Annotated in this window: 17 protein-coding genes; 5 read left to right on the plus strand and 12 right to left on the minus strand. The window is 65.7% G+C overall.

Features of this window, described 5'->3' with window-relative positions:
• Window positions 1–44 precede the first annotated feature (44 nt).
• The 7 genes from ACU0DV_RS17020 to ACU0DV_RS17050 form a co-directional block, all read right to left on the minus strand.
• Entirely contained in the window at window positions 45–2,045 is a 2,001-nt protein-coding gene (locus tag ACU0DV_RS17020; RefSeq protein ID WP_446243139.1) for an acetyl-CoA carboxylase biotin carboxylase subunit, read from the minus strand.
• Between the two features lie 195 nt (window positions 2,046–2,240).
• Window positions 2,241–2,447 carry a hypothetical protein gene (locus tag ACU0DV_RS17025; RefSeq protein ID WP_005856230.1) on the minus strand — a complete coding sequence of 69 codons (207 nt, stop codon included), beginning with the start codon at window positions 2,445–2,447 and terminating at the stop codon, window positions 2,241–2,243.
• 144 nt (window positions 2,448–2,591) lie between these two features.
• Window positions 2,592–2,795, minus strand: a complete 204-nt coding sequence (locus tag ACU0DV_RS17030; protein WP_100927153.1) for a hypothetical protein — start codon at window positions 2,793–2,795, stop codon at window positions 2,592–2,594.
• 346 nt (window positions 2,796–3,141) lie between these two features.
• Window positions 3,142–3,507 (minus strand): hypothetical protein, encoded by a 366-nt coding sequence (locus ACU0DV_RS17035; protein ID WP_100927154.1) that lies wholly within the window; start codon window positions 3,505–3,507, stop codon window positions 3,142–3,144.
• An 87-nt stretch (window positions 3,508–3,594) separates the two neighbouring features.
• Entirely contained in the window at window positions 3,595–3,738 is a 144-nt protein-coding gene (locus ACU0DV_RS17040) for a hypothetical protein (RefSeq protein ID WP_005856236.1), read from the minus strand.
• Between the two features lie 202 nt (window positions 3,739–3,940).
• Window positions 3,941–4,336: a DUF6497 family protein gene (locus ACU0DV_RS17045; protein WP_446243138.1), complete on the minus strand. Its 396-nt coding sequence runs from the start codon at window positions 4,334–4,336 to the stop codon at window positions 3,941–3,943.
• 471 nt (window positions 4,337–4,807) lie between these two features.
• Complete coding sequence (locus tag ACU0DV_RS17050) at window positions 4,808–6,340, minus strand: acyl-CoA carboxylase subunit beta (RefSeq protein WP_283982915.1); 1,533 nt, start codon at window positions 6,338–6,340, stop codon at window positions 4,808–4,810.
• A 179-nt stretch (window positions 6,341–6,519) separates the two neighbouring features.
• Between ACU0DV_RS17050 and ACU0DV_RS17055 the strand changes: the two genes are divergently transcribed.
• The gene (locus tag ACU0DV_RS17055; protein ID WP_100927157.1) at window positions 6,520–7,746 is read left to right on the plus strand and encodes a multidrug effflux MFS transporter; all 1,227 of its coding nucleotides are present in this window, start codon (window positions 6,520–6,522) and stop codon (window positions 7,744–7,746) included.
• A 65-nt stretch (window positions 7,747–7,811) separates the two neighbouring features.
• Window positions 7,812–9,212, plus strand: a complete 1,401-nt coding sequence (locus ACU0DV_RS17060; RefSeq protein WP_100927158.1) for a helix-turn-helix domain-containing protein — start codon at window positions 7,812–7,814, stop codon at window positions 9,210–9,212.
• On the opposite strand, the gene ACU0DV_RS17065 is transcribed toward ACU0DV_RS17060, so the two are convergent.
• Genes ACU0DV_RS17065 through gatC form a run of 4 tightly spaced genes read right to left on the minus strand, consistent with a single transcriptional unit; the run spans window position 9,209 to window position 12,415 of the window.
• Complete coding sequence (locus ACU0DV_RS17065; RefSeq protein ID WP_446243137.1) at window positions 9,209–9,892, minus strand: N-acetylmuramoyl-L-alanine amidase; 684 nt, start codon at window positions 9,890–9,892, stop codon at window positions 9,209–9,211. The two genes, ACU0DV_RS17060 and ACU0DV_RS17065, sit on opposite strands and share 4 nt — an antisense overlap.
• The gene (locus ACU0DV_RS17070) at window positions 9,889–10,599 is read right to left on the minus strand and encodes a hypothetical protein (RefSeq protein WP_198521802.1); all 711 of its coding nucleotides are present in this window, start codon (window positions 10,597–10,599) and stop codon (window positions 9,889–9,891) included. The genes ACU0DV_RS17065 and ACU0DV_RS17070 overlap by 4 nt, the downstream gene beginning before the upstream one ends.
• Before the next feature lie 41 nt (window positions 10,600–10,640).
• Complete coding sequence (gene gatA / locus ACU0DV_RS17075) at window positions 10,641–12,128, minus strand: Asp-tRNA(Asn)/Glu-tRNA(Gln) amidotransferase subunit GatA (RefSeq protein WP_446243136.1); 1,488 nt, start codon at window positions 12,126–12,128, stop codon at window positions 10,641–10,643.
• Window positions 12,128–12,415, minus strand: a complete 288-nt coding sequence (gatC, locus tag ACU0DV_RS17080) for an Asp-tRNA(Asn)/Glu-tRNA(Gln) amidotransferase subunit GatC (protein WP_100927162.1) — start codon at window positions 12,413–12,415, stop codon at window positions 12,128–12,130. The genes gatA and gatC overlap by 1 nt, the downstream gene beginning before the upstream one ends.
• Before the next feature lie 300 nt (window positions 12,416–12,715).
• On the opposite strand from gatC, the gene ACU0DV_RS17085 reads away from it, so the two are divergent.
• On the plus strand, window positions 12,716–13,408 hold the full coding sequence (locus tag ACU0DV_RS17085; RefSeq protein ID WP_446243135.1) for a metal-dependent hydrolase: 693 nt from the start codon (window positions 12,716–12,718) through the stop codon (window positions 13,406–13,408).
• Window positions 13,409–13,511: 103 nt separating this feature from the next.
• Here ACU0DV_RS17085 and ACU0DV_RS17090 read toward each other — a convergent pair whose 3' ends face one another.
• Window positions 13,512–14,075 carry a hypothetical protein gene (locus tag ACU0DV_RS17090; protein ID WP_446243134.1) on the minus strand — a complete coding sequence of 188 codons (564 nt, stop codon included), beginning with the start codon at window positions 14,073–14,075 and terminating at the stop codon, window positions 13,512–13,514.
• 93 nt (window positions 14,076–14,168) lie between these two features.
• Here ACU0DV_RS17090 and ACU0DV_RS17095 point away from each other — a divergent pair, with 93 nt between their 5' ends.
• Window positions 14,169–15,173: a hypothetical protein gene (locus tag ACU0DV_RS17095; protein ID WP_446243133.1), complete on the plus strand. Its 1,005-nt coding sequence runs from the start codon at window positions 14,169–14,171 to the stop codon at window positions 15,171–15,173.
• A 146-nt stretch (window positions 15,174–15,319) separates the two neighbouring features.
• Complete coding sequence (locus ACU0DV_RS17100; protein WP_446243132.1) at window positions 15,320–16,465, plus strand: WD40/YVTN/BNR-like repeat-containing protein; 1,146 nt, start codon at window positions 15,320–15,322, stop codon at window positions 16,463–16,465.
• Window positions 16,466–16,578: the final 113 nt, after the last annotated feature.

Consider the following 16,578-nt stretch of genomic DNA (forward strand, 5'->3'; position numbering starts at 1 on the left):
GACACCTGCCTCTCTGCCCCTGCCTGCCGCCTGCCGCCATGGTCTCACTCGAATTCCATGATCACGTCGTCGACCCTCAGGCTGTCGCCCGGGCCCGCGTTGATCTTGGACACCACGCCCTTCTTCTCGGCGCGCAGGATGTTCTCCATCTTCATTGCCTCGACGGTGCAGAGCGCCTGGCCCTCCTGCACTTCCTGCCCTTCCTCCACGTCGATCTTCACGATCAGGCCGGGCATCGGGCAGAGCAGCAGCTTTGAAGTATCGGGGGCCTGCTTCTCGGGCATCAGCCGGGCCAGCTCGGCCTGGCGCGGGCTGCGGACATGCACCTTCAGGTCGGCGCCGCGGGTGCGCAGGCGGAAGCCCTGGGTGATCTTGTCGACCTTCAGGACCAGCGGCGCGCCGTCCACGGTCATCCACGCGAGGCTCTGGCCCGGCGTCCAGGCGCCCTCGACCCGCATCGTGCCGCCCTCGGCAAAGGCGATGGTTGCGCCCTTCTGGTCGGCGTCGATGGTCACGTCGAAGGAGGTGTCCTGCAGCGACACATTCCATTCGGCGCCGACACGGCGTTCGTGGTTGCCGAGGCGTCCGGTCACGCGGGTTCGCCGGATCTCCGCCACGCGGTTCATCGCGGCGGCGGCGGCGGCCACGCGCTTCAGTTGCGCCTCGTCCAGGGTCACGCCGTCGAAGCCGTCGGGATATTCCTCGGCGATGAAGGCGGTGGTCATGTCGCCCGAGATGAACTTCGGGTGATCCATCACGGCGGCGACGAACGGCAGGTTATGCCCAATCCCCTCCACCTCGAACGAATCGAGCGCGTTGCGCATCACCTCGATGGCGGCCTCGCGGGTCGGCCCCCAGGTGCAGAGCTTGGCGATCATCGGGTCGTAGTACATGGAGATCTCGCCGCCCTCGAAGACGCCGGTGTCGTTGCGCACGATGCCCTCACCCAGCTCGCCCTCTTCCGGCGGACGGTAGCGGGTCAGACGCCCGATGGAGGGCAGGAAGTTGCGGTACGGGTCCTCGGCGTAGAGGCGGTTCTCGATGGCCCAGCCGTTTATCTTCACGTCGTCCTGGGTGATCGACAGCGGCTCGCCGTTGGCGACGCGGATCATCTGTTCGACAAGGTCGACGCCGGTGATCAGCTCGGTCACCGGATGCTCCACCTGCAGGCGGGTGTTCATCTCGAGGAAATAGAAGTTCTTCTCGCCGTCGACGATGAATTCCACCGTCCCGGCGGAGGCGTAGCCCACCGCGTTCGCCAGCGCGACGGCCTGCTCGCCCATCGCCTTGCGGGTGGCCTCGTCAAGGAAGGGCGACGGTGCCTCTTCGACAACCTTCTGGTTGCGGCGCTGGATCGAGCATTCGCGTTCGTTCAGGTAGATGCCGTTGCCATGCGCATCGCACAGGACCTGGATCTCGATGTGGCGCGGCTGGGTCACGAACTTCTCGATGAAGATGCGGTCGTCGCCGAAACTGCTGGCCGCTTCGTTCTTCGACGACTGGAAGCCTTCGCGTGCCTCCGCGTCGTTCCAGGCGATCCGCATCCCCTTGCCACCGCCGCCGGCTGAGGCCTTGATCATCACCGGATAGCCGATCTCGTTGGAGATCTTCACCGCCTCGTCGGCATCCTCGATCAGACCCATGTAGCCGGGCACGGTGCTGACGCCCGCCTCCTGCGCGATCTTCTTCGAGGTGATCTTGTCGCCCATTGCCTCGATCGCCTTGACCGGGGGGCCGATGAACGCGACGGAGACCTTTTCGAGCGCCTGCGCGAATTTCGGGTTCTCGGACAGGAAACCGTAGCCCGGGTGCACCGCCTGCGCGCCGGTCTTTGCGATGGCATCCATGATCTTGTCGATCACGATGTAGGACTGGTTGGCGGGCGGCGGGCCGATGTGCACGGCCTCGTCGGCCATCTCGACGTGCAGCGCGTGCTTGTCTGCGTCGGAGTAGACGGCCACCGTCTTGATGCCCATCTTGCGCGCGGTCTTGATGACCCGGCAGGCGATTTCGCCCCGGTTCGCGATCAGGATCTTTTCAAACATCTCTCGTCCCTTCGTTCGTCACGCCGAGGGCGTGTTCCTTGTCGTCACGCCCCGGGCGTGTCGTCTGTCGCCCCGCCTCGGCAGGGAATGTGGGCACACGAAAACGCCGCCCGGGGACAAAGCCCCGGACGGCGTGTTTCCGTAACTGTCGGCCCGAATGCGCCGCGAAGGCGCAGGCCGGATGTCAGCTTGCGATCAGTTGCAGAGCTGCGGTGTGACGTCGTCGCAGACCACACCGGCTGCGCCGCCGATGGCTGCACCTGCCGCCACGTTGCGGTTGGTCGCTGCCGCGGTTGCCGCGCCGATACCGGCCCCCAGAGCGCCGCGCTCCAGATCGGTGCCTTCGCAGGCCGCAAGGCCGAGGGTCGCAGCGAGAGCGGCGGTGAGGGTGAGAATGCGCATTGGATGTCCTCCTTGGAAAAGGCCGGATAGTTTTGATTATTCGTACGACCATACGCACGCGCGGGGCACAAGGTTCCCGGGTCTTCGTCATTTTTCAGAAAATTTTTGACGAAAACCCCGGCACGCGCGCGTATCGTCCTGTTTTCAGCAGCGCGACGGATATGTCCTGCAATAGGCGATGTTGGCCGCGGCACCGACGGCCGCGCCCGTGATGGCGTCCTTTTCAAGGACCATGGCTGCGGCGCCACCGGCGCCCATGCCCACGACGGCCTGCTCTCCAAGCGTGTCGCCACAACTTGCAAGCAGGAACATCGCCAATATGGCGAAAGATATACGAAGGGTCTGCATCTGTCTGCCTCAGGCTTATGTTTTTTCTGCTCTGCGGTCAGAGTCGCCCAAAGAGGTGCAAACTTCCAGAAGTTTCTCCGCATGACGTGGCATGACACACACTCCTGACGATCCGACCATTCCTGGAAGTGCTCCCAAGGGCGGGGCGACCGTACTGGGGACAAGTGCGGCCGCCCCTTTGGGGAACGGGCAAGGGCGGAACGGACAGCCTTGTACGGACTGAACCCTTGACCTGTCGTCAGGCTGGCAGAAGCGGCGCTCGCGGCAAAGTGTGAAATGGCCTGCAGATTCCCGTCGGCATTGTGCCGCGCATAAAATCGGGAGATCGGCAAAACCACGCGCACGGTCATTTTTCCCACGGCTCCTGGTCGTCGAAGGCCTCGGGGAAGGATGCGCGCGCGGCGGTCTCGTCGATGATCAGGCGGGCCTCGTAGGACTCCGGATCGAAGGGGTCGTCGTAGGGCAGGACCTCGCGGCCGAACAGCCACGACAGACGTCCGGCATCGAGGTTGCCGCGTTCGAAGGGTTGGTCGCCGAAGTGATACCACAGCGCCGACATAAAGACCCAGTCGGCCTTGCGGTCTGGCGCGCGCCGGTCGCGATAGCGGTCGCGCCGTACGATAGGCGTCGCGCCCTTAGGATTGGCGCGACGGATCGTGAACTGAAAGTCCGTGCCTGGCAGGCGGCCCGGAAAACCGCGGTGCTTCAGCATGTCCGGCCCTCGTTCGACGGGGCCCGATCAGCCGTGCTCGATAGAAATGTCGGGACGAGCGGGGTTACCACCCGCCCCGATAGGTTCTTACTTGTACTTGCCCGTGTACACCGGCTCAACGCTGATCGGCTCAGGGTTGACCACGACGTACTCTTCTTCTTCCTGCTGTGCGCAAGCCGAGAGGCCGGCGACAACCGAAAGCATGGCAAGCAGTTTGATGCTCTTGGACATCTCTTGCTCCTGTCATTGAACGGGAGGCCGCACTTTGCCGCCCCCCCTTTCGAGGTGTCGATTGCTTGGGTGCAATCGCGTGTCAGAATAACGGCCTTGCGGGGGAAAAGATACGCGGTCCGAGCAAGCGATTTCACCTGTGACTCGGAAGACGCATAAACCCGTCCAGATGGGGCATTTTGCGCTAGATATAGTGGAGTCATCAGTAGACCTCCCAGATGCAGAGGCCGTCTTCGACCGTGTAGCTTTCGAAAAACTGGCGGATTCCGGGCATCGCGGCGCCGAATTCCACCGGCTCCTGCATCAGCGTGACGACGATGTGTTCGGGTGACGCAGCGACAGCTTCGAGGCGCGGCAGCGCCTCTTCCTGGCACAGCCACGCCATGTCGTCGGACACCGATGCGTAGTCCACGTCCTCGGACGCGAGGCCCGGCGCGGTGAACCGGATCCGCCATGTCGGCGTGTCGTCGATCAGGTCGAAGAAGGCGACGGAAAGGCCGGATACCGGCAGGATGCGCTCAACCTCCGGCTCCCCCGCCGCGACGGGCGCGGAAAGGGCCGAGATCAGCGAAACGAACAGCGGAATCCGGGTGATCATGTGGCAGCCCCGGCACGTTCGCTTTGACGCGCTCGCTCCTCCCGCCGGGGCCGCTGCTGCCCCGGGCGCACCCGGGGCATGGTGTCTCATTGCGCTCATTGCGTGCGCCTCCGGGCCCATGTGATCCACCGCTCACGATTGGCGGGGTTGTCCAGAAGGGCTTGAATCTGCGAAGCGATTCCCCGTGGCGCGCGTCCGCAAACGCGCCCTCCAGCGGTAACAGTCATTCCCTGTAACGTAAAGTGAATTTGCACGATGGGCGAGAATCCACGCATATTTTTAAGGGCTCTCCAGAGGTCCTGACGAATTTGCCGGGCGAGTCGCGAGGCGCTCAGATCCGGAAAGGTTGACATGGCGGAAACATCCAGTCGCGGCGGCCATTCGCGGGCCAGAACATAGCCCTCGGCCGACCGTTGTTCGACCCAGCCGCCCTTCAGACGGCGGATTGCGACCTCCCCCTGCATCATCGGCTCACAGCGGAATGTTGTCGTGCTTCTTCCACGGCATCGACTGCCGCTTGTTGCGCAGCATCGCGAAGGCGCGTGCCACGCGGCGCCGGGTCGACCGCGGCTGGATGACCTCGTCGATGAAGCCCCGCTCTGCCGCGATGAAGGGGTTGGCGAACCGCTCCTCGTAAGCATCGGCATGGGCCTTGATCTTCTCCGGGTCGCCCAGATCGGCGCGATGGATGATCTCTGCCGCGCCCTTCGCGCCCATTACCGCGATCTGCGCCGTGGGCCAGGCATAGTTCACGTCAGCTTTCATATGCTTCGACGCCATCACGTCATAGGCGCCGCCATAGGCCTTGCGGGTGATGACGGTGACCATCGGCACGGTCGCCTCGCCGTAGGCGAACAGCAGTTTCGCGCCGTGCTTGATGACGCCATTGTATTCCTGCGCGGTCCCCGGCAGGAAGCCCGGCACGTCCACGAAAGTCAGGATCGGGATCTCGAAACAGTCGCAGAAGCGCACGAAACGCGCGGCCTTGCGGCTCGAATCGATGTCCAGAACCCCGGCCAGCACCATCGGCTGGTTGGCGACGACACCCACGGTCTGCCCTTCGAGGCGGATGAAACCGGTGATGATGTTGCCCGCAAAGTCCTGCTGGATCTCATAGAAATCGCCCTCGTCCGCGACCTTGTTGATCAACTCCTTCATGTCGTAGGGCATGTTGGGGTTGTCGGGGATCAGCGTGTCGAGCGATGCCTCGACCCGGTCGACCTCGTCGAAGAACGGGCGCACCGGGGGCTTTTCGCGGTTGTTGAGCGGCAGGAAGTCGACAAGCCGGCGCACCTCGGCCAGCGCCTCCACGTCGTTCTCGAAGGCACCGTCGGCGACCGAGGACTTCTTCGTGTGGGTGGACGCGCCGCCGAGTTCTTCGGCGGTGACGATTTCGTTGGTCACGGTCTTCACCACGTCGGGGCCGGTGACGAACATGTAGGAGGTGTCCTTCACCATGAAGATGAAGTCGGTCATCGCGGGCGAATAGACGGCACCGCCGGCGCATGGCCCCATGATGACAGAGATCTGCGGGATCACGCCCGAGGCCTCGATGTTCTTCTGGAAGATGTCGGCGTAGCCCGCCAGCGCGTCGACGCCCTCTTGGATACGCGCACCGCCGCTGTCGTTCAGACCGATGACCGGCGCGCCGTTCTGCATCGCCATGTCCATGATCTTGCAGATCTTCTGCGCGTGGGTGGCGGAAACCGAGCCGCCCAGCACGGTGAAGTCCTGGCTGAAGACATAGGCCATGCGGCCGTTGATCGTCCCCCAGCCGGTCACAACACCGTCGCCGTAGGGGCGATTCTGCTCCATGCCGAAGTCGGTGCAGCGGTGGGCGACGAAGGTGTCGTATTCCTCGAAGGATCCCTCGTCGAGCAGCAGCTCGATCCGTTCCCGCGCCGTCAGCTTGCCCTTGGCGTGCTGCGCGTCGATCCGCTTCTGTCCCCCGCCCAGACGGGCGTTCTCGCGGCGGTCGTGCAGTTCCTGGATAATGTCCTTCATCGGCGGCCCCTTTCCGTTTGGGCGGAACATACAGGGCGCGCGCGCCCACTCAAGCATTTCCTCGCAAATTTGCAAAGTCTGGAAATAATCACGAATGCAAATTGCAAAATTGAATACTACATGAGAAAGGCATGTATCCGGATGGACAAACGAGGCGCACCGCCCTACCCGTCTTTCGCATGACCCCCAGCAGACACGCGCGGTTTCTGGACCGCTCCACCCCTCCTCATATCCTGACGCTCGTCCTGCTGGCCAGCATGACGGCGCTGACGCTGAACGTCTTCGTTCCGGCGCTGCAGATCATGGCGGACTGGTACGAGACCGAGTACCACATCATGCAGCTCGCGATCTCTCTGACGCTGCTGATGAACGCGATTCTCCAGCTTCTGATCGGGCCGATTGCCGACAACCTCGGACGTCGGCCGGTGATCCTCGGCGGGCTTGCGATCTTCGTCCTGGCGACGATCGGCTGCATCCTGGCGACCGATGTGAAGGTGTTCCTCGCCTTCCGCATGATGCAGGCCAGCGTGGTCGTCGGCATGGTCCTGTCCCGCGCCGTGGTCCGCGACCTGTACCCCCCGGACGAGGCCGCCTCGATGATCGGCTACGTCACGATGGGCATGTCGCTGGTCCCCATGGTCGCACCGATCTTCGGCGGCGCACTGGCGGAGGCCTTCGGCTGGCACTCCAACTTCTGGCTGATGCTGGTGGCGGGTGTCCTGATGCTGGCCCTCGTGTGGGGCGACCTCGGAGAGACGGCCACCCGAAGCGGGCTGACCCTTGGCAAGCAGTTCAGCCAGTACCCGGAGCTTTTCCGCTCGCCGCGGTTCTGGGGCTATGCGCTGGCCTGCGCCTTCTCCTCCGGTGCGTTCTTCTCCTACGTGGGCGGCGCGTCCTTCGTCGGCATTGAGGTCTTCGGCCTGACCACCGCCAACCTCGGGTACTTCTTCGGCGCACCGGCGGTCGGCTATTTCCTCGGCAACTTCATCTCCGGACGGTTCTCCGCCCGCTTCGGCATCAACCGCATGATCCTCTGGGGCGCGTGCATCGTAAGCCTGGGCCTCGCCATATCGATCCTCGTCTTCGCGGCGGGCTTCGGCAGCCAGTGGACTTTCTTCGGCTTCATGACGCTGGTGGGCCTGGGCAACGGCATGACCATCCCCAACGCCACGGCAGGCGCGCTGTCCGTGCGTCCGCACCTGGCCGGAACGGCTTCCGGTCTCGCCGGGGCCATCATGCTGGGCGGCGGCGCCGGGCTGTCGCAGATGGCAGGCACGATGCTGACACCGGAAACCGGGGCATGGCCGCTTTTGTGGATGATGTTTGCCTCGTCCGTCGCCTCGATCCTCGCCATCTCGGTAGTGATCTGGCGTGAACGGCAACTGAGAGGACTGGACGTCGCCTGAGTGAAGTTGCAAAAAGTGGTTCGAGCAGCCGCAAAATTGCAAAACGCGCAGACAGCAGGACGACCATGGCGACCCAGAAACTTTATGCCGGCGCAAAGCTGCGGGACATCCGCGGGCGACTGTCTCTGACCCAGAAGGATTTCGCGGCCAAGCTGGGCATATCGCTGCCGTATCTCAACCAGATGGAAAACAACAACCGTCCGGTGTCTACGACGGTTGTGCTGGCGCTTGCGCAGGAGTTCGGCTTCGACGTCACCGAGCTGGGGCAAGGCGATGCGGAACGTCTGGTCACCGACATGCGCGAGGCCCTGGCCGACCCGGTCTTCGGGGATGCCACGCCGCAACTGGCCGACCTGCGTCTGACCGCGTCCAACGCCCCGGTGCTGGCGCGCGCCTTCCTCGCTCTGCACCGCGCCTATCGCCAGACCCACGAACGGCTTGCCTCGCTCGACGAGGCGCTGGGGCGCGAAGGCTCGCAACTCCAGCCGTCGCCCTGGGAAGAGGTCCGCGATTTCTTCCACTACTGCGACAACTACATCGACGCCGTGGACCGCGCCGCCGAGCACTTCGCCGGGCTTCTGGCCAGCGAGGGCGACCTGCGCACCGCCGCCGTGGCCCGGCTGGAGATCGGCGGGATCAAGGTCCGGTTCTCGCAGGCCTCCCCCATGCGCGCCTTCGACACAGAGCGGCAGGAACTGACCCTCTCCTCGCTCCTGCCGGTCGAGACGCAGACCTTCCAGCTGTTCGTGCAGATCGCGCTGCTCAGGCAGAACCAGCTGCTCGAGGCGACCCTCGACCTCGCCCGTTTCCAGAGCGAGGAGGCCCGCGCCATCGCCAAGCTGGGGCTGGCCAACTACTTCGCGGGCGCGGCCATGATGCCCTACAAGGCCTTCCTGTCCGCCGCGCAGGAAACCCGCCACGACCTCGAACTGCTGGCCGCGCGGTTCGGTGCCTCCATCGAACAGGTGGCGCATCGCCTCTCGACCCTGCAACGCCCGGGCGCGAAGGGGGTGCCGTTCTTCTTCGTCCGAGTCGATCAGGCCGGGACGATCACCAAACGGCACTCCGCCACGCGGCTGCAGTTCGCGCGCTTCGGCGGCGCCTGCCCCCTGTGGAACGTGCACCGCGCTTTCGAGACGCCGGGCCGCTTCCTGCGCCAGCTTGCCGAGACGCCGGATGGTGTGCGCTACATCTCGCTGGCGCGCGACGTGTCGAAGACGGGCGGGCATTTCGGCGCGCCGGTGCGGCGCTACGCCATCGCCATCGGCTGCGAGGTGCGCCACGCCGCCGCGCTGGTCTACGCCGACGACATGGATTTCACCCGGGCGAGCGCCTTCGAACCCATCGGAATCTCCTGCCGGATCTGCGAGCGGACGTCCTGCCACCAGCGCTCCGTGCCGCCGCTTGAGAAGCGCCTGACCACCACTCCGAACCGGCGCGACGTGCTTCCCTACAAGCTGGATTAAGCGAGCGCGGCCTGCGCGACTGGCCAGCGATTGGCCAGATCGTGCATCAGACGCCGATCTTCGTCCTCCAACGACCCTTCGGCCCAGGGACGGAACCGCATGCGGAAGGCGTTCAGCACGACATCCTGCCCCGCGGCCTCCACATCGTACCCGAAACGACGTGCATCGTGCAGGAAGTCCCCCGGCGCTTCCGCGGCAGAGGGCCAGATCGACAGCCCCTGAAGTGCCAGCCTGCGCCAGTCGAACCGCGGGCCGGGGTCGATCTTGCGCCCCGGCGCGGTGTCGGAATGCCCGACGATCCGGTCCGGAGTGATTTGCCAGCGCGCCATGATCCCGCGCAGCAGGTTTTCGACAACCGTCATCTGCAGGTCCGGGAAAGGCGCTGCGCCTGTGTTCGCGATCTCGATGCCGATGCTGTGGGAGTTCACGTCGCGGACCGGGCCCCAGCCCCCTGCCCCGGCATGCCAGGCGCGATGCTCTTCACGCACCAGCTGCCACGCGCGGCCGTCCTCGGCCACGACGTAATGGGCCGAAACCTGCGCAGCCGGATCGCAGAGCCTCTCGCACGCCGCCTCAGCGCTTTTCATCGCGGTGTAGTGAAGGACGATCATGTCCGGCGCGACACCGCCGCGCCGGTCACCAACGTTGGGGGAAGGATGCCAGACCGGCTCCGCCGTCATCCCTTCGCGGCGCGGAAGGGCGCGGGGTTCCAGCCGCAGGCGTAGCCGTCACCGTCCGGGTCCATGCCCTTGCGGTCCTTCTCCGGGCCGCCGAGCGCGAGGAACTCTTCCTGCGCAAGGTCCGGCGAGGCGAAGGCACCGCAGGAGTTCTGGTACCGCGTCTCAGCCCGCAGCGACGACCGCTTGTAAAGCGCGGTGCCGACGGGGTTCGTGGTGCGCAGGGCGTATTCCACGATGTTCGGGCGGTTGGTGCCCGGACGGGTCGGCAGATCGGTCGGCTGGATCACCTGGTATTGCGCGCGGTTCTGCTGGATCATCGCGGCGTCGGCGGCGATGTCACGCTGCGCGGAGACGGCGTCGAAATCGTTCTCGCCGGAGATCCCGGCCGAGTTCTCGACCATCTGCGGCGCCGGGTTGGAGGGCGACGCGTCGATGGGTGCCTGGCCGGAGTTCAGCGCGGCGGCCTGCTGCGAAGCGGCCGCATCCTGCGGATCGAGCGTCCCGGACTGCACGTCTGCCGGCGGCGCGATCAGGGCGGACTGGCCGGTCGCGCCGTTCAACTGCGCCTCACGCTCTGCGCGATAGCTGTCGTAGTTGTTGAAACCGACGCCCTGCCCCGTGTCGACCACCCCTGCCGCGCTGTCGGGCACGGAGGTCGTGCACGCCGTCAACGCAAGCGCCGCCACTCCACAAAGGATATACCGCATCACATGTCCTGCCTGTCCCACCGGTTCTTCAGGCGAGCGCCTTACCACCATTGCACGGGTTTGGAAACAAACCCCGCGGCCCGTTCCAGCGCATAGGCGGTATTCAGCAGATCGCCCTCTTCCCACGGACGACCGATCAGCTGAAGCCCGAGCGGCAGCCCGTGACCGTTCAGACCCGTCGGCACAGCAACCCCCGGCAGACCCGCCAGGTTGACCGTAACGGTGAACACGTCGTTGAGGTACATCGCGACCGGATCCGCCTCGACCATCTCGCCCAGCCCGAAGGCGGCAGAGGGGGTCGCAGGCGTCAGAATCGCGTCGATTCCTGCATGAAACGCGTCCTCGAAGTCCTTCTTGATCAGGGTCCGGACCTTTCGTGCACGATTGTAGTAGGCGTCGTAGAAGCCCGCCGACAACACGTAGGTGCCGACCATGACGCGGCGCTTGACCTCTTCGCCAAAGCCTTCGGCGCGGGTCTTTTCGTACATCTCGGTGATGCCGTCGCCCTGGCTCAGCTTCGCCCGGTGGCCGTAGCGCACGCCGTCATAGCGGGCGAGGTTCGAAGAGGCCTCTGCCGGGGCGATGACATAATAGGCGGGCAATGCGTATTTCGTGTGCGGCAGCGAGATGTCGACGATCTCTGCGCCCGCGTCACGCAGCATGTCGCAGCCCGATGCCCAGAGGGCGTCGATCTCGGCGGGCATGCCGTCCATGTGGTATTCCCTCGGGATACCGATCTTCTTGCCCTTGATGTCGCCGGTCAGCATGGCTTCGAAGTCCGGCACCGCGAGGTCGGCAGAGGTCGAATCCTTCGGGTCGTGGCCGCACATCGCCTGCAGCATGATCGCCGCGTCGCGCACGTCCTTGGCCATCGGGCCCGCCTGGTCCAGCGAGGACGCGAAGGCCACGATCCCCCAGCGAGAGCAACGCCCGTAGGTCGGCTTGATCCCGGTGATGCCGGTGAAGGCGGCGGGCTGGCGGATGGAGCCGCCGGTGTCCGTCCCGGTCGCGCCAAGGCACAGGTCCGCCGCAACCGCCGCCGCCGAGCCGCCCGAAGAGCCGCCGGGCGTCAGTTGCGCGTCGTCGTTGCCGCGCCGCCACGGGTTGACGGCGTTGCCGTAGACCGAGGTCTCGTTCGAGGACCCCATGGCAAATTCGTCCATGTTGAGCTTGCCCAGCATGACCGACCCAGCCTCGAACAGCTTGGTCGTCACGGTGGATTCGTACTCGGGCCTGAAACCTTCGAGGATCCGCGACGCCGCCTGAGAGGCCACGCCCTTGGTGCAGAACAGGTCCTTGATGCCCAGCGGGATGCCGCAAAGCGACGGCGCATCGCCCGCCTTCAGCCGCGCGTCCGCCGCAGCCGCCTGTTCGCGCGCGATTTCGGGCGTTTTGTGCACGAAGGCGTTCAGGGCATCGGCCTGGTCGATCGCCGAAAGGCAGGCGTCCGTCAGTTCGGCAGAGGTCACATCGCCGGAACGCAGCGCATCGCGCGCCTCGGCAATCTTCAGTTTCGTCAGTTCGCTCATCACTCGACCACCTTCGGAACCGCAAAGAAGCCTTCCCGGGCATCCGGTGCGTTCGACAGGACCTTGTCCTGCATGCCGCCATCGGTCACCCCGTCTTGGCGGCGCTTCAGCCGCATCGGCGTGACGGAGACCATCGGCTCCACGCCCTCGACATCCACCTCGTTCAGTTGCTCGATGAACCCGAGGATGTCGTTGAAGGCATGTGCCAGCGCGGGCAGGTCGTCCTCTTCCACCTTGATCCGCGCAAGCTTGGCGACGCGGGCGGCGGTCTCGATGTCGATCGACATGGGGGCCTCTTTCGCAGAAAGTTCACGCGCCGCTTTACCGCCCCGCCGCCCGGCCCGCAAGCATGTGACGGGATAAGGCCGCGCCCTGCCTGCATACCGCCCCCGGGCTGCCCGCTTTTCCGGATATTCACGGCAACGGACCGCAGGTGGCGATCACCAGCCGCCCCCGCGCCGCCGTCGCCCCCACCAACCGGCCAATCGCGAAATCTCGCGCGGCAGCCGGATTTGCTGCGCCCCGCCTCTGGCCTTCGGGCCGCGCCCTGCTAGCCTTTCCCCCCGAAGACCACAGGGAGAACAGACATGAAGATCATCTGGATGGGCCACGGCAGTTTCCGCATCGAAACCGGCGGCGAGGTGCTGCTGATCGACCCGTGGATCGACGGCAACCCGATGATGGAAGGCAAGGATGCCGAGGCCGCCATCGGCAGTGCGACGCAGATCCTCGTCACCCACGGGCATTTCGACCACACGAGCGACATCGTCAACGTGTCCGAACGCACCGGCGCGCCGGTCCACGCCATCTTCGAGCTGGGCCATGCGCTGCAGGCGATGGGCGCGAAGGAGGGGCACGCGTTCAACATGGGCGGATCGATCACCTTCGGCGAGGTCAAGGTGACCATGGTCCCGGCCTCGCATTCCTCCTCGATGAAGGTCGACGGCGCGGCGGCCTACATGGGACAGGAGGCGGGCTTCGTCATCCAGAGCGGCGGACAGGTGCTCTATTTCTCCGGCGACACATGCCCGATGGCCGACATGGCGTGGATCGCGGACTACTTCAAACCGACCATCGGCATCCTGTCGGCGGGCGGCTACTACACCATGGACATGGAAATGGCCGCGTATGCCGCGAAGACCTACTTCGATTTCAAGACCGTGATCCCCTGCCATTACCGCACCTTCGACGCGCTCGAACAGTCGGCCGACAAGCTGGCGGCGGGCCTGCCCGGCGTCAGGGTGATCGAACCGCAGGTGCTGGAAGCCATCGAGGTCTGAGCGCCGACCGGATCTGTCCACGACGGATTCGGGCAAGTGCTGCGGATCGTAGGGCGGGGCTGTGCGCCGCCCTCCCTGCGCCATCACGATCAGGGCACGATCATCAGGGCATCAGCACGCCCGGCCGGTTGAAGGTCGACCGCTCGGTCGTCAGGTCGTCGTAGATCAACTCCACCGTGACCGTCTCCACCGACTTCAGCGGGAAGGCCCGGTAGGGCAGCCCGTCGCTCTCCAGCATGGCGTTGGGCTGGGCGGTGTCCTCGTGGCAGGGCGGCAGCGGCCAGTCCTCGGGGTCGGCGCCGTTCACGCCCAGCTTCATCGCCACCAGCCCGCAGCGCCAGCTCCAGATGTGGGTCACGTAGATCAGGTCCTGCCCGTCCCATTCCCGCACCGCGACCCAGTTGGCCCGCGTGGCCCCCATGATCGGCTTGATCTCGAGCGCGGTCAGGAAACGGCCCGTCGCCACCTGCGGCTCGGCCTCGTACGGCAGAGCGGCGGGAGCCTCTTCGGAAGATGTGACCGGCGGCGGCGCCTCCTCTGACGACGACGAGGATGAGGCCACGGGGGCCGGTGTCTCCGCCGGCGCCAAGGTCAATGTCTCCCTCTCAGCCCCTGCCCCGCCGCCGCCCGTCACCAGCGCGATCATCACCAGAACCACATCCAGCATCTCAATCTCCCCGTTAAAACCTGTCGGCAGATCGGCGCTTTCGGTCTGCGCGTCCTCGCGTATACTGCCGGAAAAAATGCGAGCAGCCCTATCATGCCACGCCCCGCGCGCGACGCGCAAACCGTCAATATCCTCATCGTCGGCCAGAACGGCCGCCTGGCCTACGAGGCGCTGCTGTTCGCCGCCTCCCGCGCGGAACGCTCTCCCAAGGACGGGTTCCGCCTGTTCGTGGCCGAACCCGCTCCGGGCGCCCTCTGGCCAAACGATCCGACGATCCGCGACGCGGAGATCCGCGAGGCGCTGACGGAACTTGGCGCGACCTTCGTCTCTTTCGAGTCGCGCCACTTCGGCAACAAGTACCCGTACGGCAACAAGATCGAGGCGCTCTTTGCCCTGCCCGAGGGTGAACCCTTCGTGTTCTTCGACACCGATACGCTGGTGCTGGACGACCTGGGCGCGGTGCCCTTCGATTTCGACCGGCCCACCGCATCGCTGCGCCGCGAAGGCACATGGCCTCAGCCGGAGCTTTACGGCCCCGGCTACACGGGCATCTGGAAATCGCTCTACGACCGCTTCGGGCTGGATTTCGAGTCGAGCCTCGACCTGAGCCAGCCCGACGAGTACTGGCAGCGCTATCTCTACTTCAACGCCGGGTTCTTCTTCTACCGCTGCCCGAAGGTCTTCGGTCAGCGGTTCCTCGACTACGCACTGGAAATCCGCGACAACCCGCCAGAGGCGCTCGTCTGCCAGTCGCTCGACCCATGGCTCGACCAGGTCGCGCTGCCGCTGGTGATCCATTCGTTCGGCGGCGGCAAGGACACCCTGCCCGAGGGCCTGCTGGACGGGTCCGTCACCTGCCACTACCGCACCATCCCGCTCCTTTACGCGCGCGAATCGGACAAGGCGGTGGAGGTGCTGGAAAGCGTGACGGAACCCAACCGCCTGAAGAAGATCCTGAAGCAGTACGACCCGTTCAAGCGCATGATCTACCAGGGCCGCGGCCAGAAGGCCCGCGCGCTCTTCGACCGCGACGACCTGCCCCGCCGCGAGCAGGCCATCCGCAACACGCTGAAGCGCGAAGGCTTCTGGATGCGCTAGGCGGAGCGGCCGCCCGATCTACGACCGGAACGGGGCCTGTTGGCAAGGATCTGCCACTCTGCGCGCGGCAATGGGTGGATATCAACTCTTTTCACACAAGGCGCGCCGAAACTGCTAGTCTCGCGCCACGCGACAGGAGTTTAACCATGAGCCATTGCACCACCATATTCATCGGCACCACCAAGGGGCTTTTCCTTCTGAAATCCGAAAACGGCCGCGACGGCTGGGCCCTCTCCGGGCCGCATTGCGACGGATGGCCGATCAACCACGCGCTCGGCTCCGACGGCGTGATGCTTGCGGGTGGCGGCGGCGATTTCCCGGGCGCGGGTATCTGGCGCTCTGCCGACGAGGGCGTGACCTGGGAGGTGGTGAAGCTTGCCGACGGAGAGATGGACGCATGGGCCCGCGCAGACCCGGAGGCCGCCAAGATCTTCGGCCTGGACGCGACCGCCGACCCCGCCCCCTACAGCGGACGGATCAAGGCGATCTGGTCGCTGGGCAAGGCGGGCGACAGGATCTATGCCGGTGCGAAACCGGCAATGCTATTCTCCAGCGGTGACAAGGGGATGTCCTGGCAGGCGGTGGAAAGCCTGACGGACCACCCTTCAGCAGAAAGCTGGCAGGCGGGCGGCGCGGGGCTGGTGCTGCACAGCATCGTCTCGGCCCCGAAGACGCCCGAAAAGGTCTGGCTCGCCATCTCTGCCGCGGGGATCTTTGCCACCGACGACGGCGGCGCAAGCTGGGAGCGGCGCAACCGGCTGGGCAACCTCGGCCCCTGCGGACACACCCACCACCCGGCCGGACCGAAGGACGGCGAGACCGGCCATTGCGTGCACAACATCGTCCGCGCGGGCGGCGACGAGGACCTTCTCTACCAGCAGAACCACCACGGCGTCTTCCGCTCCCGCGATGGCGGGCGGTCGTGGGACGACATCACCGAAGGGTTGCCCTCCACCTTCGGCTTCCCGATTGCCGTCCATCCGGAGAAGCCCGAGACGATCTGGACCCTGCCGCTCAACGGCGACATGGAGGGCCGCTACCCGCCCGACGCCAGTGCCGCGGTCTGGCGGTCGCGCGACGGCGGCGACACGTGGGAGGCCTGCCGCACCGGGCTGCCGCAGGAGAACTGCTACTTCACCGTGCTGCGGCAGGCGATGACCACCGACGCAGCCGCGGGGCTGTGGTTCGGCACGAACTCAGGGTCGGTTTTCGCCAGCTTCGACGAGGGCGACAGCTGGCAGGAACTGGCGCAGCACCTGCCCACGGTGCTCTGCGTCGAAGCCGCGCGCTGACCCCTAGGGCGGGGGGGCGCCCCTCCGCCCCGCGTCCCCTGCCCGCCCGACCTGACGCTGGGGCAGCTTTCCTCCGGCGCGCGCGTCCGGCGCGGGCGCTTGCGCTTGTCCGC

It is taken from the genome of Sagittula sp. (assembly GCF_052825245.1).